The organism is Psychrobacter sp. ANT_WB68, assembly GCF_008369115.1.
Taxonomy (GTDB): domain Bacteria; phylum Pseudomonadota; class Gammaproteobacteria; order Pseudomonadales; family Moraxellaceae; genus Psychrobacter.
Map to the genome: position 1 here is coordinate 1 of NZ_VOAZ01000004.1, position 24,676 is coordinate 24,676.

The 24,676-nt window shown below is 42.8% G+C and carries 17 protein-coding genes; 11 read left to right on the forward strand and 6 right to left on the reverse strand.

Annotated elements, in window-relative coordinates:
• Positions 1-112: 112 nt before the first annotated feature.
• Positions 113-373 (reverse strand): DUF1289 domain-containing protein, encoded by a 261-nt coding sequence (locus tag FQ084_RS11150; RefSeq protein WP_149490721.1) that lies wholly within the window; start codon positions 371-373, stop codon positions 113-115.
• A gap of 186 nt (positions 374-559) precedes the next feature.
• Between FQ084_RS11150 and FQ084_RS11155 the strand changes: the two genes are divergently transcribed.
• The 3 genes from FQ084_RS11155 (at position 560) to FQ084_RS11165 (ending at position 4,125) form a co-directional block, all read left to right on the forward strand.
• Entirely contained in the window at positions 560-1,216 is a 657-nt protein-coding gene (locus FQ084_RS11155; RefSeq protein ID WP_149490722.1) for a YqiA/YcfP family alpha/beta fold hydrolase, read from the forward strand.
• 157 nt (positions 1,217-1,373) lie between these two features.
• Positions 1,374-3,260, forward strand: a complete 1,887-nt coding sequence (gene parE / locus FQ084_RS11160; RefSeq protein WP_149490723.1) for a DNA topoisomerase IV subunit B — start codon at positions 1,374-1,376, stop codon at positions 3,258-3,260.
• Between the two features lie 169 nt (positions 3,261-3,429).
• Entirely contained in the window at positions 3,430-4,125 is a 696-nt protein-coding gene (locus FQ084_RS11165) for a lysophospholipid acyltransferase family protein (protein ID WP_262880751.1), read from the forward strand.
• A 111-nt stretch (positions 4,126-4,236) separates the two neighbouring features.
• Here the strand turns inward: FQ084_RS11165 and FQ084_RS11170 are convergent, their stop codons facing one another.
• Complete coding sequence (locus FQ084_RS11170; protein ID WP_149490725.1) at positions 4,237-5,019, reverse strand: SDR family NAD(P)-dependent oxidoreductase; 783 nt, start codon at positions 5,017-5,019, stop codon at positions 4,237-4,239.
• 694 nt (positions 5,020-5,713) lie between these two features.
• A complete protein-coding gene (locus FQ084_RS11175) occupies positions 5,714-7,486 on the reverse strand; it encodes a mechanosensitive ion channel (protein ID WP_149490726.1) in 1,773 nt (590 codons plus the stop codon).
• A gap of 416 nt (positions 7,487-7,902) precedes the next feature.
• Between FQ084_RS11175 and FQ084_RS11180 the strand changes: the two genes are divergently transcribed.
• Positions 7,903-8,634, forward strand: coding sequence for an FKBP-type peptidyl-prolyl cis-trans isomerase (locus FQ084_RS11180; protein ID WP_149490727.1), 732 nt, complete (start codon positions 7,903-7,905; stop codon positions 8,632-8,634).
• 154 nt (positions 8,635-8,788) lie between these two features.
• Here FQ084_RS11180 and argA read toward each other — a convergent pair whose 3' ends face one another.
• Positions 8,789-10,111, reverse strand: a complete 1,323-nt coding sequence (argA, locus tag FQ084_RS11185) for an amino-acid N-acetyltransferase (protein WP_149490728.1) — start codon at positions 10,109-10,111, stop codon at positions 8,789-8,791.
• 467 nt (positions 10,112-10,578) lie between these two features.
• Here argA and FQ084_RS11190 point away from each other — a divergent pair, with 467 nt between their 5' ends.
• Positions 10,579-11,166 (forward strand): hypothetical protein, encoded by a 588-nt coding sequence (locus tag FQ084_RS11190; protein ID WP_149490729.1) that lies wholly within the window; start codon positions 10,579-10,581, stop codon positions 11,164-11,166.
• A gap of 151 nt (positions 11,167-11,317) precedes the next feature.
• Here the strand turns inward: FQ084_RS11190 and FQ084_RS11195 are convergent, their stop codons facing one another.
• Positions 11,318-12,292, reverse strand: a complete 975-nt coding sequence (locus FQ084_RS11195) for a patatin-like phospholipase family protein (protein ID WP_262880752.1) — start codon at positions 12,290-12,292, stop codon at positions 11,318-11,320.
• A gap of 327 nt (positions 12,293-12,619) precedes the next feature.
• Between FQ084_RS11195 and recG the strand changes: the two genes are divergently transcribed.
• Positions 12,620-14,929 carry an ATP-dependent DNA helicase RecG gene (gene recG, locus FQ084_RS11200; RefSeq protein WP_262880753.1) on the forward strand — a complete coding sequence of 770 codons (2,310 nt, stop codon included), beginning with the start codon at positions 12,620-12,622 and terminating at the stop codon, positions 14,927-14,929.
• Positions 14,930-15,022: 93 nt separating this feature from the next.
• Here the strand turns inward: recG and FQ084_RS13275 are convergent, their stop codons facing one another.
• On the reverse strand, positions 15,023-15,187 hold the full coding sequence (locus FQ084_RS13275; RefSeq protein ID WP_188032957.1) for a hypothetical protein: 165 nt from the start codon (positions 15,185-15,187) through the stop codon (positions 15,023-15,025).
• Positions 15,188-15,832: 645 nt separating this feature from the next.
• On the opposite strand from FQ084_RS13275, the gene FQ084_RS11205 reads away from it, so the two are divergent.
• From FQ084_RS11205 to FQ084_RS11225, 5 genes are all read left to right on the forward strand, one after another.
• The gene (locus FQ084_RS11205) at positions 15,833-17,191 is read left to right on the forward strand and encodes an efflux RND transporter periplasmic adaptor subunit (RefSeq protein WP_149490731.1); all 1,359 of its coding nucleotides are present in this window, start codon (positions 15,833-15,835) and stop codon (positions 17,189-17,191) included.
• The gene (locus FQ084_RS11210; protein ID WP_149490732.1) at positions 17,188-20,286 is read left to right on the forward strand and encodes an efflux RND transporter permease subunit; all 3,099 of its coding nucleotides are present in this window, start codon (positions 17,188-17,190) and stop codon (positions 20,284-20,286) included. Before FQ084_RS11205 ends, FQ084_RS11210 begins: the two co-directional genes overlap by 4 nt.
• Positions 20,287-20,460: 174 nt before the next feature.
• Positions 20,461-21,111: a YceI family protein gene (locus tag FQ084_RS11215; protein WP_149490733.1), complete on the forward strand. Its 651-nt coding sequence runs from the start codon at positions 20,461-20,463 to the stop codon at positions 21,109-21,111.
• Positions 21,112-21,512: 401 nt separating this feature from the next.
• Positions 21,513-23,060: a transferrin-binding protein-like solute binding protein gene (locus tag FQ084_RS13280; RefSeq protein ID WP_188032958.1), complete on the forward strand. Its 1,548-nt coding sequence runs from the start codon at positions 21,513-21,515 to the stop codon at positions 23,058-23,060.
• Between the two features lie 120 nt (positions 23,061-23,180).
• Positions 23,181-24,650, forward strand: a complete 1,470-nt coding sequence (locus tag FQ084_RS11225; RefSeq protein WP_262880754.1) for a surface lipoprotein assembly modifier — start codon at positions 23,181-23,183, stop codon at positions 24,648-24,650.
• Positions 24,651-24,676 lie beyond the last annotated feature (26 nt).

The following is a 24,676-nucleotide window of genomic DNA, read 5'->3' on the forward strand; positions in this document are numbered from 1 at the left end:
CTAAACCCCCTTGCACTTTGTGTAAGGGGGTTTTCTTTGTCTGCGGATTTGGGTTTTAAGGGCAAACTCTCTTATTTGAGCTTGGTGAGCTTTATATCATAATATTTATCTCTTAAAACAATTCATCCGTCTCTACTACTTCTTCAAAATCGAAGCCTAACTGCTCACCTTTACGCTGTCTCATCTGTTCAATACGCAGCTTACGTCCAGAGACTAGCCGTAACACCTCACGGCGCTGCTCTGTCGTCATCTCATGCCATAATTGACGCTCAGGTCGACTACGCAAGCAGCCAAAGCAGTAGCCTTTTTTATTGCTCTGACACACACCAATGCATGGATTGGCAATCTCAAACAGTTCGAACTGCTGGTTCATGGCGGCTCCATCGCTATTTTTGTTATTCTTTCAACGTGCGTAAGCTCATTGTAAAACACTATTATGTCGTAAACGCTGAATAATCATGCGCGGTTTTATTGTTACTGTTTTTATTGACTCAATGCTATGCTGAATTTTATTATCCATATACAGCAATCATAACAAAATTAATAAGTGAGATTATACGTGAACATTATTTATATTCATGGGCTAGACAGTGATGCTAACTCTACTAAAGGAAGGTTGTTAGAGGATTATTGCCGCCAATATCATTCTGATATCAATGTAGTGCGCCCTGACTTGAACAAAACACCAGATGAAGTCTTTAGTCAGATATTGTCGTTAATCAAAAACTTGAACAATAATAAAAATGTTGAAGATGAACCGTTTAAATTGTCAAAAACGGTGTTGGTCGGCAGTTCATTAGGTGGTTATTTTTCTACGTTAGTTAGTAACCATATTTGCTGCCCAGCTCTACTATTAAACCCTAGCACGCAGCCACATGTTACCCTACAGCGATTTGCTAAGAATTTGGCGTTAAAAAATGCTGTCAAAGATGAGTATTTGAGTAATCAAGTTATTTACTCGACAGCGGGCGGTTGGAATATTACTAATGCAGATTTGCAATGGTTTGAAGCGCATCAGTTATTAGAAGTTAATTGCCCTGATAAGGTTTCTGTGTTAATCAAAGAAGGCGATGAGCTGTTAAATCCAAAGTTGTCTGAACAGTTTTATACGGAGCAGGGAGCGACGGTAACGGTACAAGCGGGTGGCGACCATCGGTTTAGTGATTTTGGTGAGCAATTGCCTATGGTGATTGATATGCTACAGCAGTTAATTTAAATGTTAATAAACCTGATATAGAAGCCGATATAGAATTTCGCCTAGAAAGAGACGACATTATCTGACGTGAGCGACTGACTATTACCGTTACCGTCGCTATTTTTCGTTATAATGCTTTAATAGAATCAATCGCACATGAATAGTTAAGGATGCATTTGTGAGTCAATATAATGCGCAATCGTTAGAAGTTTTAGAAGGACTTGAGCCAGTACGTCGCCGTCCTGGGATGTATACCGATACCACTCGCCCTAACCATTTAGCCCAAGAGGTCATTGATAACTCAGTTGATGAAGCGTTGGCTGGTTATGCTAAAACGATTAAAGTCCAATTGCACAGTGATGGGTCGCTATCAGTTGAAGATGATGGCCGCGGTATGCCAACCGATATTCACCCTGAGTTCGGTCAAACAGGTATTGAGCTAATTTTAACCCGCTTACATGCCGGTGGTAAATTTTCGACCTCCAATTATGAGGTTTCAGGTGGTTTACACGGCGTGGGTATCTCTGTCGTTAATGCGCTATCAACGCGAGTAGAAGTGACCGTATGGCGTGATAGTACACAGTTCGAAATGGCGTTCGAGAATGGCGCCGCAGTCACACCTTTAACCGAAACTGTTAGCTCAAATAAACGTAAGCGCGGTACCAAAGTACACTTTTGGGCTGATGGCAGCTTTTTTGATACGCCGAAATTTAACGTTAAACAGCTTAAGCACAATCTAAAAGCCAAAGCGGTTTTGGCCGCAGGACTGACGATTGAGTTTGTTGATGATATTAATAATGAAAAAGTCATTTGGCAGTTCGCTGATGGTGTCGTTGAATACTTAAACGAGCAGTTAGATGGTCTTGAAACTCTACCTGAAGCACCGTTCTATTATAATCACGATGCGAAAACGGGTGAGCGTGCAGGTATCACCTTTGCACTTTCTTGGCTGCCTGATGGCGGTACGCCTATTCAAGAAAGCTATGTCAATCTTATCCCGACTGCTCAAGGCGGTACCCACGTTAATGGCTTGCGTACCGGTATTTTAGAGGCACTACGCGAGTTTTGTGATATTCATAACTTATTGCCGCGCAGTGTTAAGCTGACCGCAGAAGATGTATGGGATGGGGTCAATTATATCTTGTCGCTTAAATTTTCTGAGCCTCAGTTTTCCGGTCAAACCAAAGAGCGTTTATCAAGTCGTGAGGCAGCGGCGGCGGTACAAACTTTGGCAAAAGATGCTTTTAGCTTGTGGTTAAACCAGCATGCGGATATGGGTGCACAAATTGCAGAGCTGGCCATTAATAAAGCGGGCCGCCGTCTTAAATCTGCAAAGAAGGTTGCGCGTAAGAAAATCACTCAAGGGCCTGCGTTACCGGGTAAGTTAGCGGATTGTCGTGGGGATTTACGTGATGGCGCAGAGCTATTCTTGGTAGAAGGCGATTCTGCGGGTGGTAGTGCCAAACAAGCACGCGACCGTCATTATCAGGCGATATTGCCTTTGCGCGGTAAGATTCTAAATACCTGGGAAGTATCGTCAGATACGGTGTTATCGAGTCAGGAAATTCATGATATCGCCATCGCTATCGGTGTCGATCCTGCTTCAGATGATTTGTCTGAGCTGCGCTATGATAAGGTGTGTATCTTGGCAGATGCAGACTCTGATGGTCTGCATATTGCGACATTAATTTGCGCACTGTTTGTGAAGCATTTTCCTGCCTTGGTTGATGCCGGTCATTTATTTGTGGCAATGCCGCCTTTATACCGTGTTGATGTGGGTAAAGAGGTGCATTATGCGCTCGATGAGCCCGAGCTTGCACATATTTTGGCCAATGTGCCAGGCAATAAGAAAGCCCAAATCACGCGCTTTAAGGGCTTGGGTGAAATGAGTGCGGAGCAATTGCGTGAGACAACCATGAACCGAGACACTCGGCGTTTAGTTCAGCTAGATATGGATGATATGGTGCTTACTAACAGTGTGATGGATATGCTATTGGCCAAAAAACGCGCGGCAGATCGCAAATCTTGGCTTGAGAACAAAGGAAACTTAGCAGATATTCCCTAAGGCGGTAGGAGAGAAGCCGTAATGGTGTTATTTTTGCAGGCTTTATTTATATAGAGTCATATATGTAAATAATTGAGTAAGCTATCACGTAATAAAAGCCTGTAAAATTCAGCTAAGTGGCACAAGCTTAATGTTATTATGTAGCTATCTTTTATTACATGGTGCCGTTATGACATCAAAGCTATTTAATCGTTCTAAATCAAACGCTTCTAAGCCTATGCGCTCGAAAGTATTACCGACATTGAGCAAAAAGAAATTGGGTAATTTGGTCCCAAGGCGTGGGAATAAAGTCGCGCCAATTATCGGGTCGGCGTTATTAAAAGCCGCTGGTTGGCGTACGGTTGGCGAAATTCCAAATATCCCACAGGCGGTGGTATTGGCGCTGCCGCACACCTCTAACGTCGATGGTATTTATGCGATTCCGAGCTTATTTGCCCTAGATTTAAAAATTAGCATCATGGGCAAGCACACGTTATTTAAAATACCAGGAGTCGCACAATTGATGCATTGGATAGGAGTTATTCCTATCGATCGCAGCAATAAAGGCTCAGTGCTGCAAGCCAGTATCGATAAATTCAAAACAGGTAAGCCGCTATTTTTGGGATTAGCGCCAGAAGGTACGCGGCAATATACCAAAGATTGGAAATCTGGCTTTTATTATTTGGCAGTAGGCGCTGGTGTGCCGATTTTGCCGGTAGCGATGGATTATAAAACCAAGGAAATACGTTTTATGTCGTTGGTTTATCCAAGCGGTGATATTGATGCTGATCTGCCGAAAATATATGCACAATATCAAGGGGTGATGCCAAGACATCCGGAGCGCTTATCGCAACCGCTACAGGATATTAATAATTCCATTGATTAAAGGTTTTAGCTTTGTTATTAAACCTTTATCACAATTAAAGAAGCCCTTGATATCAAAATATCAAGGGCTTCTTTTAATGTTAACTCGAAAATATTCGAGTCAGATTATTGCTTAGAAATGTGGCTGACCGTTTGATGCGCTGACACCGCCATCAACTGGCAAGTTAACACCAGTAATCATCGAGGCGTCATCGCTGGCTAAAAAAGTAATGGCGGCAGCAATATCCTCTGGCGTTGCAAGACGTCCGAGCGGGCAGCGATCTAAAAACTTATCGGTTTTACTAGTGTCATCTTGAATGGCACTGGTCATATCGGTCTTAGTAACACTTGGGTTAACGGCGTTGACGCGCACGCCGTCAGCCCCATGATCTAAGGCCAGTGTACGCGTTAGATTAGTAACGCCAGCTTTAGCAGCATTGTATGCGGCCATATTCCAGTCACCACCGATTCCAGATAGCGACGAGACATTGATGATATTGCCTTTGGTCGTAATCAAATGTGGCATAGCAGCCTGACAGACATAAAAAGTGCCATTTAAGTTCATATCGATGGCCGACTTCCAGTCTTCAGAAGACAGCTCAGTGATTTTTCCTTGCATGGCTTTACCGGCATTATTTACCAAAACGTCTATCCTCTCAAACTTGTCGATGACTCTTTTCATCATTTCTTGTACTTGAGCTTCTACGCTGATGTCACAAACGACGGTCAAAAAATTATCGGTATGAATCCAAGTTCGATCCTGCGGAAACGCTTCAGCGGTTTCCTGTAAGGTGTCAGCGGTACGTCCGACTAAAACAACGTTAGCGCCTTCGTTTGCAAAGCGAATGGCGGTCGCGCGGCCAATACCTGAGCCCGCACCGGTGACGATAACGGTTTTTTCTTTAAAGCGTTTCATGATGTTCAGTCCTTGTTATCATATGAGTGTCATTATATAGAGAAGCTTGTTAAACCTGCGCTAGAATGTTTTATACGCTAGCGCGAATGTGATGGCTTTTATGACATCATAACAACTCATTGCTATGAAAGCGACCGTGTATAATTGCGTTTATATTGTTTAATCTCTTGCATAAAAGCTATGCCAACGGAGATTACACTAGCATACTGTGTATCAATCACAAGGCATGCGCTGTCATATGTATTTGATATTAAAAGGTTGGGACTGTATCCAATTCGACTACTATAATTCCTAATAAACACAATCTCGGCGATGAGTTAGCCTGCTGTTTGCAGCCCGATGCGTTATAGATGGTACTACCTAATATTCAAGCGCCTAAAACATGGTTTTCCTGCCCGTTATTTTATGGAAGATTTAACTATAGATATGAGTGATGGTGGGCAGCTTAGCAAGCAAATACAATGCTTACAGCAGCAGAGCTAGAAATAAAACGACAAGGAAGTCAGTACGTTGATTAGCTAGTAGGAATAGGCTTAAAGATTGTTATTTCAGCATGCAATGACGAATTTAAATATAGGAAGTTTGAATAGCAAAACTTCAAATAAAATACTTAATCAGCAACCATAAAAAAAGACAGCCTAAGCTGTCTTTTTTTGTAAATGAAACTAATAACTATGCACTACCACCTGATAAATTATTTCAGGTTATCGTTGTCTTTATTGGTAGTGAAACCGCTATTGTTGATATTATTATCATCCGTTTCAATATGATTAATATCAACCGTGTCAGACCCTAAATGATTGTCTGTACCCAAGTCGCTGCTTGAACCTAAATGACTAGGCGCACTAGTTTGTGAACTTAAGTTATTATTTGGTGTTGTAGTGGCAGGGGTTGTTGATACTGTTGATGCAGGCATCGTGTTGCTAGCTGCATTTGGTGTATTCTCACGAACTGCTGCCGCGAATTTATCTTGAGTTGACGTGTTAGGTTTCAAAGCAGACTTCACTTTTGCTTCATCACGTTCTCTATCCATTTTATCCTGCATCTTGCGTAGGAAACGAGCTGCTGCTTCTTGACCACCAAGACCAAATGATAGGGCAAATGCCACCGCAACCGCACCTAGGGTTAAACCAAAGGCTAAGTTAACAATAGAATCCGCAATGCCCATCGCTTTAAGACCCATGGCTAGTACTAAGCCCATGATCAATACACGCACGATATTTGCTAAGAACTGTGAACCTTGCTCCGAACGCTCAACGACACCCGCGATGATATTGGCAAGCCAAAAGCCAATAAATAGAATAACTGCACCTAGGATGATGTTGGCACCAAAAGCGATAAACATCGTGATGATGGCCGAGATAGGCTCAAAACCTAGTAAATCAGCGGCAGCGATAGCAGCAAACAACATCGCAAAGAAGATAATCGCATAACCGACTAGGTCAGAGATTTTCTTATCGCCCATCGTCTGTTCTAAACCAACTTTCGCAGGCAGTTGATTGACTTGAGTGTTTTCAAGTAGCCCTTTGATGATGTTGGCGACCATACGTACCACATAGAAGGTCACGATTAAAATCGCAGCTGCCATAAAGATGTTTGGCAAGGCTTCCATGATTTTGTTGAGCATGTTGGTAGCAGGGCGAGCAATTACATCGATTTGCAGAGCATTTAAAGCAGCGATAATCGTTGGGATAATAACCACTAAAAATGCTAGTGAACCAGCAATATTAGGTAAGCTGTTCTGCTCGCTTAAACCTGCTTTTGACGCCAGTTTTTGCACATCAAAAGTAGAAACCAAATTGGTCACAATGCCGCGTACGACTTTGGCGATGATATAACCCACCACAAAGACCACACCAGCGATGAGAATATTAGGAATAAAGCTGAAGATTTTATCAACCATATTGGTCAATGGTGCAAATAAACCATTAAGCTGTAGCTGACCAAGTACCATAGTCAATACAATCAATAAGATAAACCAGTAAACCATATCAGCAATGGTACTGCTCAATGGTTTAACACCAGCTTTGGCACTTAAACGCTCATCCATCGAGGTTTTTGCTAGCGCCGCGTTAATCGCCGTACGAACAACGGTGGCAATCACCCAACCAATCACACCAACTGCAATCGCAGCAATGATATTAGGTATAAAGGTCAAGACTTGATTGACCATGTTAGCAAATGGGGTTGAAATAGAATTTAGATTTAGTTGACTGAGCGCGCCAGCGATGGCGATGATGAAAATAAACCAAAAAACGATTTTTGAGATAATACCCTCTAAATCGTAGCTTTTACCAGTGGAAGAACTCATCTGCTGGTTGAGATTTACCTTCGATAACACACCACGTACAAGGGCAGCGATACCCAATGCCACGAGCCAGCCAATGATGAAAATTAGAATAGCGCCGATGATGGAGCCAATAGGGCCACCCAGATAACCGTTGAACGATGTATACATTGGATTCATCCTGTCCTCCTTGAATATTCATGTATCAGCTGTCAAATAATGCATGTTATTGAATATAAACAGTACTATTTGCAGAAAACACATAGCCAATTATTAGTATTTTTAATTTAAATTATTTAAAAAGCGCTTCTAAACACATAACAGTCAATAACTTATACTGATTGTTAACAATATCTACGTTCTGTTACTTCATACCTTAACCAATTTAGCTTAGCTGATGTAATGATGGATTTAAAGATAGAAAGCTTAACTACTTACTATAGTTGTGTGATAAGTTGTTATTTTTGTGGCAAATATTAACATAGACTGTACATTTGACCGATAATTTCAAGGGAATCATAGCTCCCAAAACTAAGATTTGTTATGATAGAAGAATGTGACATCTTGCCACTATCCTTATAATTTGAGAGTATTCTATGAAAAAAATTACTACCTTAAGCATTAGTGCCCTTGCTAGTGCGATGTTATTAATCACCGGCTGTAACGCTAGCAATGGTAATAAAGAAAGCGCCAGCAAAAGCGTTTCAGTGACTGAAAAAAGCCCTGCTAATGAAAAAGTGGGTTACAGCTTGGGTTATATGATGGCAGAAGGTAATAAAGAAGCGGTCGGCGATCTGAATCTTGATACCTTTGAAAAAGGCTTCCGTGACGGCTATGAAGGCAAAGATGCAGCATTGACGCAAGAACAAATGCAAGAAGTATTGATGACCTATCAAAAAGAGCAAGAAGAGAAATTTGTTAAAGATATGGAAACAAAGGCTGGAGAAAATAAAACCAAAGGTGCGGCATTCTTAGCAGAAAATGGCAAAAAAGCAGGCGTGAAAACCACCGCTTCTGGCTTACAATACAAAGTATTAACCGCTGGAACGGGCAAATCACCAAAAGCCACTGACGTGGTTGAAGTCAACTACGAAGGTAAATTGATTGATGGTACGGTATTTGATAGCTCTTATGAGCGCGGTGAACCAATCGAATTCCCACTAAACCAAGTCATTGCTGGCTGGACTGAAGGCCTACAGTTGATGAAAGAGGGCGGCAAATACGAGTTCTACATCCCATCAGATATCGCTTATGGCGAGGCAGGTAACGCAGGTATCGAGCCAAACAGCACGCTTATCTTTACCGTTGAGCTATTAAAAGTAAAATAAGGCGTTATTGGTCTTTTAATCAATAGCAATTAGGAAAAATAAAAAAGCCCTCATACATTATGAGGGCTTTTTGCTGCGTGGTAGTTAATGGTTAATTATCAATTGATTGATGAATGGCTAACTCACTGACGCGTGGCTTATCGGTTTTTTTAAATTATAAAGTCTTTTGGAATACTTTAGAGTTACGACCGTTATTATATTTCTCACGGCGCGCTTCAGGAAGAGCGCTCGCCTCAACTTCAGCAAAACCTTGCTCGACAAACCAATGCGCGGTACGAGTGGTCAGAACAAATAACTTATGCAAACCATGGCTGCGTGCTTGCTGCTCTAAAAATGCCAATAAGTCAGCACCGCGGCTGCCGCTACGGTATTCAGGATGTACCGCCACACAAGCCACTTCTGCCGAATCCGCATCTAACGGATATAGCGCAGCACAGCCTAAAATCATGCCATCACGCTCAATGACGCTATAGTGATCAATCTCTTGTTCTAAGCGCTCGCGTGAGCGGCTGACCAAGATACCTTGTTCTTCTAGCGGTGATAATAGCTCAATCAGCCCGACCACATCGTCGATATTGGCGCGGCGAATCTCTTCATAAGGGTCATGACTAATCAAAGTGCCAGAACCATCGCGGGTAAATAGCTCTTCGAGTAGCGCCCCATCTTTGGCATATGAGATGATATGGGTGCGATGAACCCCTTGGCGGCAAGCAGTACTGGCGCAGCTTAAGAAGTAATTAATCTCACAATTTAAATCACGATCCCGTAAGAAGCGATCGACTTCATTTGGAATCATCTCACGCAGCAAGCGGTTATCATGATTGATACCGGCTTCTTCGCCCAAAAATATCAGCTTATCGGCACCAAGCGCCACAGCGGCACTGAGGGCGACATCTTCAGCCAATAAGTTAAACACTTCACCAGTTGCTGAGTAACCCATAGAACCTAAAATTACGATATGGTCATGTAAAAGGTTGTTTTTAATGGCTTCAACATCGATAGAGCGCACTTCACCTGTCATCTGATAATCAACGCCATCACGAATACCATAAGGACGAGCGGTGACAAAATTACCCGAGACCGCATCAATGCGCGAACCATACATGGGTGAGTTTGCCAATCCCATCGACAACTGGGCTTCGATTTGCAAACGAATCGCGCCAACCGCTTGTAAGATAGAAGGCATTGCGGCGCGCGGGGTCACGCGGATGTCTTGATGCAATGGCGAGGTAATCTCTGCGTCTTTAAGGTTTTTTTCGATTTGCGGTCGTGCTCCGTGCACTAATACCAGCTTGATACCCAAGCTATGCAATAAAGCAAAGTCATGAATCAGCGTACTGAAATTGGGATGATTAACCGCCTCACCGCCAAACATAATCACGAAAGTCTTACCGCGATGGGTATTAATGTAAGGGGCAGAGTTACGGAACCAATGAACGTATTCAGGATTAATCTGTGGCATGGCGCTAGTAGTCATAATGGGAGCAATAGTCGTTAGAATAAGAAAAGGAGCGTGACAGAAAAAGCCTGTCGCTAATGAATTACCATAGCAAAAAACGTCGTTATGAGCTATCTTTTATTTCAGCCGTGTTAACGAATTTTGGTAGTAAATGGATGATATACACAACCTCAACACGGGATTAGTGTACCACTAAACGCTTTTTGTTATGCTAAGTGCTATTGCTTTACCGATAGCTTACGCAGATAATTGATAAAAATAACAACGGCAAAAATTTCACAGTAACAACCGTGACGATATATGATGCTACTTAAGCAATAACATAACCGTTTGAGCAATAGGATAGCTGCTTGCTTAGCAGCAAATACTTTTAAAAACCGTTTGGTTGTATCAGTTGTTCTATATTTTATTGACGTGTTTTTATGAATATATGATTTTGTTAAAAGATTGTTTTATCGATACATTAACTAGGGATAATGAATGTCATGAAGAAAAGTAACCATTTTGCAAACCCGTTCAGTGCATGGAGCGGACACCGCTTATTTCATGTTGTCGCCGGTACGCTCGTTGGCGTAATGGCAGTGACACAAGCATCAGCGATGTTGCCAACGCCAGAGCAAGCCGTTGATAATTCATTGGTATTGCAGGCGAATGCCAACCAAGGTAGTGGCTCAAATGCGCAAGCGGTCAATAGCAAAATCACCGCGTCACTGATTAGTGTTGATGCAAATGGTCAGGAACTGTTGGTGCCAGTTAATGCCAATACGCGTTTGCAGTCAGGTAACGTCTTAGAGTATCAAGGATATTTTACCAATACCAATGCCGATCGTGTTCGTAAAATGACGGTCACCATGAGTATTCCAGAGCAAGTAGAATTGCTACGTGCGGTATCACCTGATTTTCCATACGGCAGTGCCGATGGCAATACTTTTGCCCGTATGCCATTACGTGGCAAGGTTGATAATCAACTGCAAGAAATCCCATTAAAATTCTATAAAGCGGTACGTTGGGATTTAGAAGGCGTTGGCCTTAATGATACGGTGGTAGTGAAATATCGTGCACGCGTTAAATAAGTTAATTCTTTAAATTTGCTGGATTAAAAAAGCACCACAGTTAACGCTGCGGTGCTTTTTTATCATCGATTTTTTAAAGTATATATAAGAAGATATAGATTTGGCAGGATGGCTTTTTATACTTGCTGTTTACTTATCAATTAAGGAGCTGCTAAAGAGTCGCATATTTACTCTGTGCTTTTTCTTTAAGTGATTGTTCTTTAATAAGTTGTTTAATTGCAGCAATTTGCGGCATAGTGGCTTGTGTGCCAGCCGTCATTAGAGCGCGTCGCTGGCTGGTATCTAGCGAGCTAATATGACTGACATTTGGGATAATGATAATATCAGCGCTATCACGTTCACGGCGCATCGATGCAGAACGAATGCTACTTGCTTTACCAGTATCAGAAACATTAGTAGCGTTAGAAAAATTTGCTACCATATTGCTCTCAAGAAAGCCCCAAAAACTGGTTAATGAATTGATAGTCGGCACTTTATTGTTAGTAGAACTATTAACGTTAGCAGCAGTCACATCAACGGCGATAATAATATCGGCACCCAAATCACGTGCGGTATCGACCGGTACTAAGCTGACCACACCGCCATCGATATATTTTTTACCGACCTGTTCGGGAATGCGCGGGGCAATAAAAATATTGGGCACACTACAGGAGGCTTGCACCGCAAGACCCGCATCGCCACTGCTAAAAACGGCCTTTTTTAGCGTGTGTTTTTCGGCAGCGACTGCGGCAAAGCTGATCGGAAAGTCCTCTATAGCGCGTCCGCTTACTTTTGTATTAATAAAGCTTTTTAACTTAATACCTTCGATAAAGCCTTGGTTGGATAAGGTGAAATCTGTCAATTCGCTATCAGAAGTGTTTAGTGCTAAGCGTTCAAGCTGTTTGGCGTTATAACCACTGGCATATAAGCTGCCAACTAGACTACCGACACTGGTGCCGACTACTAGCGTCGGCGTGATACCATTTTCTTCTAACGCTTTAATCACCCCGATATGGGCAAAGCCTTTCGCACCGCCGCCGCCTAAGACTAAGGCAACTTTTGGTTGATTGTTTATAGGCGTGACTGTCTCAGCAACTGGTGTCAGACTCTGACACGCGCTAATAAATAGTCCTAATATGCTGAGCATGCTGAATCGTAATAATCGTGATAAATGACGATAGGGGTAATGGTTAGCAGGTGAAAACATAAAAAACCTTAGCAAAAATCATCATGTAAAATAAAAGGCTGCGTGGTAAACCCATCATTAATAGCTTATGCAGAAATCAGCTAGACGCCGTATTGCTAAATAGCTTAGCATAAGCAAGTCGCTTGTCCGTTATAATCATTATGACTGAGTGTTTTATAGCAGATTCATGATTATAACTTTTATAAGTCGGCACAGACTTTAAAACATATACTTTAAAATAAGACCGTTAATTAGATAGTATTTACCTTTATATCATTAGGATGATTGATGCCCATATCGGTTAAGCACACGACAGTGAATCCATCAGACCGTATAAGATCTGATATGCCCGTTTCGGCGCTCGATATGCCGGTGACGGCGCTGGCGGGTGTGGGATCAAAAGTGGCCGAGCAATTAGCCCAATTGGGTATTGAACGTATTTTTGACTTGTTGCTGCATCTGCCGCGCGATTACGAAGATCGTAGCCGACTGCTATCGATAGCCGATGTGGCGCATGGCCAAGCCGCCTTGATTACCGGGCGGGTGGTGCATGTCGATACCAAGCGTAGTGGTATGACAGTGGTGGTAGATGATGATACTGGCACGATATCGCTGCGTTTTTTTAAGGTGTATCAAGGTCTTGCGCAAACGATGAGTCTTGGCACACAGCTGCAAATATTTGGTGAAGTTAAAGTCAGTCGTTACGGCAAACAGATACATCATCCTGAATATCAAATTATTAGCAGCAATGAGGCCGTCGTCAATACGGGATTACAGCCGATTTATCCTAGCGTTAAAGGCTTGCATCAAAATAAGCTGCGCACGCTAATCAAACTTGCGCTGCAAACGGTTCGTGCTCAAGGTTTACCGATGACCTTGTTCACGCCTGCTGACTTTGACGTTGTCGCTGATTTACCATTAGCACCTTTTGAGCCTGCTAAATCCTTGGTTGTAGAAACAGAGTATGCAGACGATATATTTTCAACGCTCGCGCGTAGTGTGCCCGATAATAGTGTAAATAATGAAGTTAAGTCAGAGACTGTAAGCACGACTCATAATAATGTCTACAATTTAACCATATTTGAAGCCTTAGTATTGCTGCATACGCCGCCTACCTATACCGACGCGGGGCGACAATATCAACTGCTGACGCAATTAAGTGCCCGCACCCATCCTGCCTGTCAGCGTTTAATCATTGAAGAATTGACCGCGCATCAGCTCAGTTTATTATATCGCCGTCAGCAATTACATCAGTATAAAGCACCCAAATGCGCCACCCAAAGCCCGCTTGCCGATAAATTATTTAGTGCGCTACCATTTGATTTAACCGGCGCACAAAAAAGAGTCATGAAAGATATAACGGCTGATATGGCGACCTCTATTCCGATGCTACGATTGGTACAAGGTGATGTTGGCGCAGGCAAAACCCTAGTCGCGGCAGGAGCAGCGGGCTATGCACTCGATAGCGGTTGGCAAGTAGCGGTCATGGCACCGACAGAAATTTTAGCAGAGCAGCATTTGGTTAATTTTAAACAATGGTTTGAACCGCTAGGCGTCGGTGTCGGCTGGCTCGCTGGCAAGCAAACGGCAAAGCAGCGTCGCGAAGCGCTAGAGGCGGTAAGCGAGAACAGCGTGCAAGTGGTGGTTGGCACTCATGCACTATTTCAGGAGCAAGTACAGTTTGCCAAATTAGGACTGGTCATTATCGATGAACAGCACCGCTTTGGCGTTGAGCAGCGCATGGCCTTGACTAATAAGGGCGTGGCAAATAGCACGCCGCATCAGCTGATTATGACCGCAACCCCGATTCCGCGTACGTTAGCGATGAGCGTCTATGGTGACATGGATACCTCTATCATTGATGAGTTACCACCTGGACGTACGCCAATTACTACAGTGACCATTGACCGTAACCGCCGTGATGAAGTGATTGAACGTATTGCGGTTAATTGTGAGGCAGGCAGGCAAGCGTATTGGGTATGTTCATTGGTAGAAGAGTCTAGCGTCCTTGATGCACAAGCGGCGGAAGCGACTTATGAAGATTTAAATGAGCGCTTGGATATTCGCATTGGCTTGGTGCATGGCAAAATGAAATCTGCGGACAAACAAGCCATCATGCAAGAGTTTAAAGCCGGTAACCTTGACTTGTTGATTGCCACCACGGTCATTGAAGTTGGCGTTGATGTACCTAATGCTTCACTCATGGTCATCGAAAATGCCGAGCGCTTGGGATTATCGCAATTGCATCAATTGCGCGGGCGAGTAGGGCGTGGTTCGACCAAAAGCTATTGTGTACTGCTATATCAAAAGCCGTTGTCGGAGACAGGCACTGAGCGCTTAAATGTCCTGCGCGAAAGTACTGATGGTTTTGTCATTGCGCAAAAAGATTTAGAGCTGCGTGGACCTGGTGAGCTATTAGGTAAACGCCAAACTGGTAACGTCGGTTATTATTTGGCGGACCTTATTCGGGATGAGCAGTTATTTGCCATTGCGCAGCGCTTAGCGAGGCATCTTATTGCTGACCCAACACGTAAAGCAGACGTAAGCCAATTGATACACCGCTGGATGCCAGAGGCCAGTCGATATACCAATGCTTAGCAGAGGTTTTAGTAAATAAAAAAGAGGATAGCTAGTGCTATCCTCTTTCGTGTCTAAAAGATAATATTCTTAAAGAAACGTTCAAAAGAAAAATTATTTATCTTTCTTTTCATTCTTATCTTTTTTCTCAGGCTTTTCTTTTTTTGCCCTTTTTACATCTTTTTTAAGATCTTTAAGCTTTTTCTTTTGCTTCTCAATCTTCGCTTTAGTATCTTTGATATCTTTTTTGAGATCTTTTACTTTCTCTTTATTAGCCATAATTGACTCCTTGGTTTGTGATTCGAACTACTGTTTACCAGTTGTCTTAGCATCATTACAAAGTCAAAGCAGCCTAAGACTAAACTGTTCTACTAATTGATTATATCACCATGACAGTATAATGGTTTTAATGAGTACATTACTGATACTAGCAGATTGCAAAAATAACTCAATATTAAACTGTAGCTAGCGTGTAAGTTTTTCTAAATATACTTTATAGTTGATTTTATTGCTTTAAATTTATCATTACTATTTATCGATAACTTTCATCGATACTTTTTATTGATGCTATTGTAATAGGCATAATCAAAGTTGGCTCGAAGCGGAAATAAAGTAAAGTACGTGTAGCGCTAAGCAAGTTGGTCGTCTCAAACTTACCGAAGATGGCATAGAAGATTAATAACCATAGTAGTCAGTAGTAATTTTTCAATTAGATTCAGTAGCTTGCTTTATAGTCTTGGCATAAAAATATAGACTCGAAAGATATCTGTACTTATTGACGCGCTGATGAGATAAGCTACAATGTCCAAAATCTATCACTATTTTCAGCCTAGTTTTTAACCTTATCATTAGCTATTTTTATAATAGTAAAATGGTGAGTAGTAGCTAGATATTCATTATTGCTCTTATTTATAGAGACCGTTTATGAGTGATCTTCAAGACCCTAATGACAAGCCAGTAGTCGATGCTGATGCGATTAGCAAAGCAGAGCTGCCGCCATACCGCCAAGCTGATACGCGAGCGCCTAAACCATCATCAAAATTCCCGTTATGGTTATTGCCAGTATTGGCTATCGTACTTGTCATTGGGGTGTTGGTTGGTAAATACTGGGGCGGCGATAAAGCAGCGAGTGATGAGTTACCAGCGGCTAGCAGTGCGCAAAGCGCAACTGCCGACCCAAAAGATAGCAGCAACCAGCAAGCGGTATTATCAGTCGAAACAGTATCGCCAAGCCAAGACAGTATTGGTAACACGCTGAGTGCGGATGGCACCATCAACGCTAAAGATGTCGCTAATGTCAGCGCCAAAGTAAACGGCGTTGCTATCGAACGTATATTGGTCCAAGAGGGCGATCGCGTCAAAGCGGGGCAAGTACTGGCGATATTTGATACCGATGCCATGGAGCAACAAGTCTTGCAAGCTGAGGCAGATGTTGCCGAAGCAGAAGCAACCCTTGCCAATGCGACTGCCGATGCAGCTCGTGTCCTGCCGCTGATTGAGATAGATGCCATTAGTAGACAAGAAGCGGATCGCTATCGCACCTCTAAACTGCAAGCACAGGCGGCACTACAAGCGTCCAAAGCGCGCCTCAGTACCCAGCGTTTAAGTGTCAATAATGCCAATGTAGTCGCACCGGTCAGTGGTGTTATCAGTGAAAAAATGGCTGAAGTTGGCATGGTTGCTGGTGGTGAGCCATTATTTACCATTATTAAAGGTGGTGTTTTAGAGTGGCGCGCGGATATCGATCCTAAACTCCTTGGTGAAGTCAATGTCGGCACGCAAGTGCGTGTCAGCTTACCGGGTGGCGATTCTGTGATGGGGCAAGTAAGCCGTATTGCACCAACGGCCGATAATAACCGTCAAATCACTATTTATGCTAGCCTCGCTGCTAACTCAAAAGTGCGTGCTGGCATGTACCAAACGGGTGAATTTCTATTGGGTAGTACTAGTGCTCAGACCGTACCGAATAGTGCCATTGTCAGCAATGATGGCTATGATTATGTGATGCTAGTGACCAATGTCAGTAGCCAAGACGGTAAAAACATAGGACGTATCAAACAACAACGCGTGACCCTTGGCGAACGTTTTGGCGATAGTGTTGCGCTGACAGAACCACTGCCTGCAGAAAGTCGACTTGTGAAGCAAGGTGGTAGCTTCCTAAACGATGGGGACTTGGTACGGGTTGTTAATAGCATTAATACAGCTAATGATAAATCGGGTAGCCAAGCTGGTAAAACGGCAAACACCGCAACCAATGGCATAGCCACGCAGGCGCGTTCATGAGTTTAAATGTCTCCGCTTACTCGATTAGAAATCCTTTAGTAGCTATTCTGCTGTTTGTACTGCTGACCTTGGGCGGCCTCTACGGTTTTATGCAAATGAAGGTGCAGCAGTTTCCTGATATTGACCTGCCAGCGGTGGTAGTTACCGTTACCTTACCGGGTGCCGCGCCATCGCAGCTCGAAAATGATATTGCAAAAAAAGTTGAAAATAAGCTCACCAGTATTGAGGGAGTCAAGCATATTCGCACCACCCTACAGACGGGCGCTGCGACCATGGTCACCGAGTTTGTCTTGGAAAAAGACATTCAAGAAGCGGTTGACGATGTGCGTTCGGCAGTCGGTGAAGTGCGTGGCGATTTGCCAGCTGCAGCCAATGACCCCATCATTACCAAGGTTTCAACCTCAGGATTTCCCGTTGTTACCTATTCTGTTGCGTCTGAAAATATGAATGTGGAAGACTTGTCTTGGTTCGTTGATGATACGGTTACCAAGCGTCTCTCCGACATACCGGGTGTCAGTACCGTCAGCCGCATCGGTGGGCTACAGCGAGAGATTACGGTTGCTGCTGACCCTATTACCTTAAGTGGTCTTAAGCTTTCTATCACTCAGTTATCCAATCAAATCACCGGTATCCAGCAAGACAGCTCTGGCGGTGAAGCAGAAGTGGGCAAAACCACACAGACTATTCGTGTGCTTGGCGCCGTTGAGCGCGCCAGCGATTTAAATAATTTACAAGTCGCTGTTCCTACTGGCGGTACGCAAGCACTTGGGCGTATGGCGCAAATCACCGATGGCGCTGCTGATCCAAGCTCTATTGCCAAGCTCGATGGGCAAACGGTAGTCGCATTTAATATTACACGTTCGCGCGGTGCTAGTGAAGTTGAAGTCATGGAGTTGGTTGACGCAGAGTTAGCCAAGTTGTCAGCCGATGTCGGCAATATCGATATTGAAAAAGTCTATGATCGAGCCACACCCATTGCCGAAGACTATCAAGCGTCCTTACGCATGCTGATAGAAGGTGGTTTGCTAGCTGTAGTGGTAGTATTCTTATTTTTGCGCAATATCCGTGCCACCTTTGTGGCTGCAGTGGCATTGCCGTTGTCCGTTATCCCGACGTTTTTGGGCATGTACTTATTTGGCTTTAGTCTTAATATTATTTCGCTCTTGGCACTATCACTGGTCATTGGCGTACTGGTCGATGATGCGATTGTGGAAGTCGAAAATATCATCCGCCATTTGCGTATGGGTAAGACGCCTTATGAAGCCGCTATGGAAGCGGCTGACGAGATTGGCTTAGCAGTAGTCGCGACCACCTTTACCTTAATTGCGGTATTTTTACCGACTGCCTTTATGGGCGGTATCGTTGGACAGTTTTTCCGTCAGTTTGGTTGGACAGCAGCACTATCAATATTCGCATCATTAATGGTCGCGCGCCTTATTACCCCAATGATGGCTGCTTATATATTACGCCCAGAAAAAAAGCACGTCGAAAAACAAAGCGCGTTGATGGACTGGTATCTTAAAGTAGTCTCATGGACATTGCATCATCGCTGGATTACGATGGCTGCGACTTTACTATTGTTCGTGGCATCGTTGGCGTTGGTGAAATTATTACCAACCTCTTTTATTCCTGATAATGATATTGATCAGACGCGGGTTGAGATTGAGCTGACCCCTGATGTGGCACTAGAAGATACCGAGCGTGTTGCGGCGCTGGCCAGCGAGCGCATCTTAGCCATGCCTGAAGTGACTCATATCTTTACCTCGGTAGGAGAAGCACAGGCGGCAATGGAAGCCGGCTCTGGCGGTAAGGCTGAAAATATTGCGGGTTTGGATGTGGTGCTTGCTCCGAGAGCAGAACGTGGCTCTAAGCAAGAAATTGAGCGTAAAATCAGTAGTATGTTGTCAGAAGTGCCGGGTGCGCGCTTTACCGTTGGTTTATCGAGTGGCGGTGAGACGGGTTATAATTTTTCTTTGACTAGTACCGACCCACAATTGCTTGAACAGACAGCTCAGCAAATGATGGCAGAGATTCGGGCGTTACCAAGCTCGGGTGCTGTTACCAGTGATCGCAGTCTGCCACGCCAAGAGCTGACAGTGACGCCAGACAGGCTAGCAATGGCCGATAAAGGCGTGACGACACAAGATATCGCCACCACCTTACGGGTGGCGACCGTTGGGGATTATGAGCAGCGTTTATCTAAGCTTAATTTGGATACGCGGCAGATACCCATAGTGGTACGTTTACCTGATATTGCCAAGCAAAATGTCAGTCAGTTAGAAGGCTTATATGTACCGAGTGCCTTACCAGCGGGACAAGGCGTGCGTGTAGGTGAAGTGGCGTCATTAGATTTTGGTACTGGCCCTGCGCAAATCAGCCGCCTCGATCGTGAGCGGGCGATTAGTATTACCGTTCAGCCTGCCAATGGTGAGCTGGGCGACTTGGTACAAGCGGTTAAGAGCATACCAAGTATGCAGCAGTTGCCAGCCTCTATTACTATTATTGACCAAGGGCAAGCAGAAAACATGGCTGAGTTATTCAGTGGCTTTGTGATTGCGATGTCGGTCGGTGTGGTCTGTATTTTAGGAGTGCTTATTTTATTGTTTGGTCGTATCTTGCAGCCTTTTACCATTTTGATGGCGTTACCATTGTCTATCGGTGGCGCTTTTGTCGGCTTGGTGATTACTAATAGCAGTCTATCGATGCCATCGATGATTGGTTTTATTATGCTGATGGGTATTGCGACCAAAAACTCTATCTTATTGGTCGATTATGCATTGATTGCTCAACGTCGAGGCTTGGCGCGTTTTGATGCCATTATTGATTCGTGCCGTAAGCGTGCGCGGCCAATTATTATGACCACCATTGCGATGGGCGCGGGCATGATGCCTTTGGTCTTTGGTTGGGGCGATGCTGATCCCACCTTTCGCCGTCCGATGGCTGCAGCGGTATTGGGCGGTTTGGTTACCTCAACGTTATTAAGCCTGGTGGTCATACCCGTAGTGTATACCTTGATGGATGACTTATCAGGATGGTTTGGCAAATGGTTGATACCGCATGGCAAAGATAAGGAAAGCACAGTTATCGAAAAATAATCAGTATTGCTAAAGTAGTTTTTAGGTCAATCACACAGGAAGTGGTTGACCTATAATATTTAAGCGCAGTTTTGCTGAATTGTTCTCCACTCAAATACTGTTTGTCTAAAAATAGCTTATTTAACAAAAAGCTGAATGGGCAACTGCTCATACCCCACGACAAGGGACTGTCTCATGTCTATTTTCCTAGTGAATCATACATCATCTGGATATCTTCAGCGTTATACTTATCCATTAGCCATCGTCTCATTATCGGCAGCTGCTCTCGTAAGTACGGTCAGTAGTCAGGCAGCTACTTATCATCTCGATTCTACTCATAGCAATGTTCGCTTTGCCATCGACCATTTTAATACCTCGACCAATACCGGTGGTTTTTATAACTTAACTGGTCAGCTCGAATATGACAAAGCTGCTAAGACAGGTTATATAGCGCTTACTATTCCTTTAAATAGCTTAAATACGGGCAATAAAGCCTTTGATATTACCCTTAAAAGCGCAGATTTTTTTGATATTGAAAAATTTCCATTGGCGCATTTTGAGTCGACTCAATGGCATTTTTCGACTGATAAAGCCAGCTCTGATAAAGACAGCGCAGCTGTCAGTCAAGTGGATGGCATGCTAACGCTACATGGTAAAACCAATCCTATTACCCTTACCGCCATCAAGTTTAATTGCTATTTCAATCCGATACTAAAAAAATCGGTGTGTGGGGGCGATTTTACGACGACTATTGATCGGACAAAGTGGGGTATCAGTAAATACACCTTATTGGGTATGACGGAAAAGGTTGAGTTGAATATTCAGATTGAGGCAGTCAAGCAATAATTGTTATTAAATGTTAATTATTATGATTTGAACTAGATATTTGGCAATCAGATAGTTGTTCATGATTCAGAGAGATGTTTTTAAATGCTTACTTTTTCATAGAACATTGAATCTGCATGGGAATTAGGATATATATTTTACAAATAAATGATCGTAGATCGATAAAAGTGTTGAACTTAACCAAATATTGTTTTATTGTAGCGCTATAAATTTCACTGAAAATTATAATGATATAACGCAATATTACTGATGTTGCCTTATAGAATTTTACGTTGACATAAAGTATACGGTTTGGTAGTCTTAACGTTAAACCGAGCTGTTGCTACTAGCTGTAGCTGATGGTGAAATATACAGTACTGTCTACACATGAGTAGTTCTTACATAGATATAAGGAAATGAACATGAAACAAAAGTATTTAGCAGTAGCCCTGAGTGCTGTTTTTGCAGCAACGGCTTTAACAGGTTGTGGTAGCGATAACGACAGCAACTACGTTCCACAGTTGCCAACTCCTACGCCAACTCCTACGCCAACTCCTACGCCAACTCCTACGCCAACTCCTACGCCAACTCCTACGCCAACTCCTACGCCAACTCCAGGCCAAGGTGATGAAGACAATACTGGTGCGGCAGCAGAAGGTAATCTAGATCTTAAGAAAGAAACGACAGTTGGTGGCCAACAGTACGTACGCGGAACTGAAGCTGAGTTCGATCGTGAGTTGAACCCTGCAGATGCTAAGACTGGTAATGCTACTGTTTTGAATGGTATTAACATCCAAAATAAAAAGCTTAACAACATCGTTATCGGTCGTGAAACTGTTAAACGTGTTGAAGGTGATCAAGCATTAATTCGTTATGCTGGTGAAGCTGTAGAAGGATTCTCTAAAGAGAGCCCTGCAGATACTAAAGAGCTTCAAGAATATAACGTTGCTAACGGTGTTGACGTAGCAAGTGCTAATAATAGCTTGAATGGTTTAGTTGTTATCAGTAAAGGTGACACTGATACGAACTTCACCGTTGAAGGTCAGGAAAACGATTCAGCTGCTAAAAACAATATCAACGCAATTACTGGTTCGAAATTGAATACTCGCATTTTCGGTAATAAATACCGTAACACTGATAACAGTGCAACTAATAATGCTTCTGACAAAAACAGTGTTCGCTTTGTAACTACTACAAATGCTGCAGGTAATTTGGTAGTGAACACGACTGATAAGCCATCATTTAAAGCTATTAAGCTTGACGATGTTCAGTACGGCCGTGTTACTTCAAATATTGACAAGTTGACAGACGCTGAACTTGAAGGTAAAGAGTACAAGTACTATCAATCTGTTATATCAGATGCTCAAGATAGAGATTCTGCAGGAACTGCTGGTAAAGAAACAGTAGATACCTACTTCTATCGCGGTACTAACGAAACTACTATCGCTCAGATGGATGCTTTGCAAGCCAAAGGCGGCAAAGTTAGCTATGCTGGCCATGCGTTAATGTATGGTATCGATAACTCATATCATGGCGACAAAGGTGATCCAAACAGTAACTCGTTTGGCGGTGGTAATACAGCAGTGAATGGTCAAGGCAACTATGTCCAAGCTACTGTAGATATGGGTGATAGAACTATCGCTGGTAATATCTTCAATGTATGGGAAGTCAAACCAGCTGAAGGCGCAAATGTCTTTAAACAAGATAAACTTGTAAACTTCAATGGTAAAGTATTTGGTAATACTGCTAAAGGTGAATCACAGTTAGCTTATGGTTCTAACAAAGATAAAGGTACATTCAAAGGTACTTTCTTTGGAAAGAATGCTGATGAGCTTGGTGGTGCTGTAAACTCTGTTAATTCAGGATATGGTAATGCAGCTTGGGGCGGTGTGTTTGGTGCAGAGAAAGTTGTTGCTCCAACTACGCCAGTTGAGCCACCAAAAGATGGTAACGCTAACCAAACTGAATAATAGTTAGATTGATACCTAATAGTTAGTAAACAAGCGGCCACCTTAGAGTGGTCGTTTGTGCATCTGGTAATTAACAATTAACTGATTGGAACCTTTATGCAATATTTTCGACACTCTACTATGTATACTGCCTTAATTTTGATTTCAGGTTGTTATTCTGTAAGTTCTTTGGCTATTGGTGCTCCTCTAGCTCCTCAAGACAATTCTATTGAGTCTATTAATAAAGAGATAGGTGAAGTACGTCCTGATAATTTCGAGACTTTATCTACTGATTTGCCTTCTAATGATTCAGGGCCACAAATGAGCAAGGAAGAGACTATTGTGTATCTTCGTGCCAACCCTGAAGAATTTGAAAATTTATTGTCAATCCTATTAAAACAAGGTAATGCTGATTCTTTAGAAGAATTACTGCCCTACTATAAGCAAGTACCTAACTATGACCCCTCTGTTATTGATTGGGGTAATGCTATTATTGCTGCTAAAAAGGGTGATTTTGACGAAGCAGTAAATATTTACCGAAAAGTAAATGCACAGCTGCCTGAGGTTGAAATTCTAAGGTTTCAATTAGCAATGGCCCTATTTTATAATCGTCAGTTTGATGCAGCGCAATCAGAGTTTGAAAGACTACGTAGTGATGCTACTACGGAAGGCGATGTACAGGTTATTAATAAATATTTAGATTCTATCAACTCTCAAAATCGTTGGAGCTTCAATGGATCTGTCTCTTATGTAAATGATAACAATATCACTAATTCTCCTAAACAGGGAACCAGTATAATCAGAGAGGACGGATCAGTACTTACCTATACCTCTCCAAGAGAATCAGGAAAGGGCTTAAATTTTAGTTTAAATGGTGACAGAAAGTGGTTGTATGATAATAAAATGTATACGGCTTTGCATCTTAATAGCTATGGTCAATACTACTGGGATAATAAGAACTACAACGATATTACCGCGGGTATCGGTGTGGGAGTAGGTTACCAGAATTCAACTACCGAAGTAGAATTAGTACCATTTTATAATAAACGTTTATATGCTCAAGGCAGAAGTGGAGATGGTGATTTAAAAAGTTATGCTGATACTACAGGTATTAGGGTTAACTTAAATCAATGGCTCAGTCCAAAAGTACGCTATCAAGGCTTAGCGCGTTATGCAAATTCAGAATATATTGATCTTTATGATTATAATGATGGTGAAGATTGGTTATTAGCCAATACTGCTATATATTTTCCAAATGGGCAGCAATTTTGGACATTTGGGGTAGATTATTCCACTAGAGATTCTGAAGATGATTCGCTAGCTTATGATCGTCCAGGTGTTAGAGTAGGTTGGGGTCAGACGTGGCCAAAAGGATATACTACCAGGCTAGACTTTGGTTATGCGGAACGCAATTTCGATGGTGAAGATTTCTTTGGTATTCAGCGTGAAAACAAAGAATATAGTGCTGGTATTACAGCATGGAATAGAGGATTCTCTTTCTTAGGCTTAACCCCAAGACTAAGCTGGAATTATAATAAAGTAACCAGTAATTCGCCTTTTGAAGAGTACGATAAAAATGACGTATCAGTCGAATTGACTAAAACGTTCTAATTTAGCTATCCATACATACAGATAAG

Coding starts and splice junctions, on each gene's coding strand:
- FQ084_RS11150 (WP_149490721.1), bottom strand. CDS start 373: ATGAACCAGCAGTTCGAACTGTTTGAGATTGCCAATCCATGCATTGGT.
- FQ084_RS11165 (WP_262880751.1), top strand. CDS start 3,430: ATGACATCAAAGCTATTTAATCGTTCTAAATCAAACGCTTCTAAGCCT.
- FQ084_RS11170 (WP_149490725.1), bottom strand. CDS start 5,019: ATGAAACGCTTTAAAGAAAAAACCGTTATCGTCACCGGTGCGGGCTCA.
- FQ084_RS11175 (WP_149490726.1), bottom strand. CDS start 7,486: ATGAATCCAATGTATACATCGTTCAACGGTTATCTGGGTGGCCCTATT.
- FQ084_RS11180 (WP_149490727.1), top strand. CDS start 7,903: ATGAAAAAAATTACTACCTTAAGCATTAGTGCCCTTGCTAGTGCGATG.
- argA (WP_149490728.1), bottom strand. CDS start 10,111: ATGACTACTAGCGCCATGCCACAGATTAATCCTGAATACGTTCATTGG.
- FQ084_RS11190 (WP_149490729.1), top strand. CDS start 10,579: ATGAAGAAAAGTAACCATTTTGCAAACCCGTTCAGTGCATGGAGCGGA.
- FQ084_RS11195 (WP_262880752.1), bottom strand. CDS start 12,292: ATGCTCAGCATATTAGGACTATTTATTAGCGCGTGTCAGAGTCTGACA.
- recG (WP_262880753.1), top strand. CDS start 12,620: ATGCCCATATCGGTTAAGCACACGACAGTGAATCCATCAGACCGTATA.
- FQ084_RS13275 (WP_188032957.1), bottom strand. CDS start 15,187: ATGGCTAATAAAGAGAAAGTAAAAGATCTCAAAAAAGATATCAAAGAT.
- FQ084_RS11205 (WP_149490731.1), top strand. CDS start 15,833: ATGAGTGATCTTCAAGACCCTAATGACAAGCCAGTAGTCGATGCTGAT.
- FQ084_RS11210 (WP_149490732.1), top strand. CDS start 17,188: ATGAGTTTAAATGTCTCCGCTTACTCGATTAGAAATCCTTTAGTAGCT.
- FQ084_RS11215 (WP_149490733.1), top strand. CDS start 20,461: ATGTCTATTTTCCTAGTGAATCATACATCATCTGGATATCTTCAGCGT.
- FQ084_RS13280 (WP_188032958.1), top strand. CDS start 21,513: ATGAAACAAAAGTATTTAGCAGTAGCCCTGAGTGCTGTTTTTGCAGCA.
- FQ084_RS11225 (WP_262880754.1), top strand. CDS start 23,181: ATGTATACTGCCTTAATTTTGATTTCAGGTTGTTATTCTGTAAGTTCT.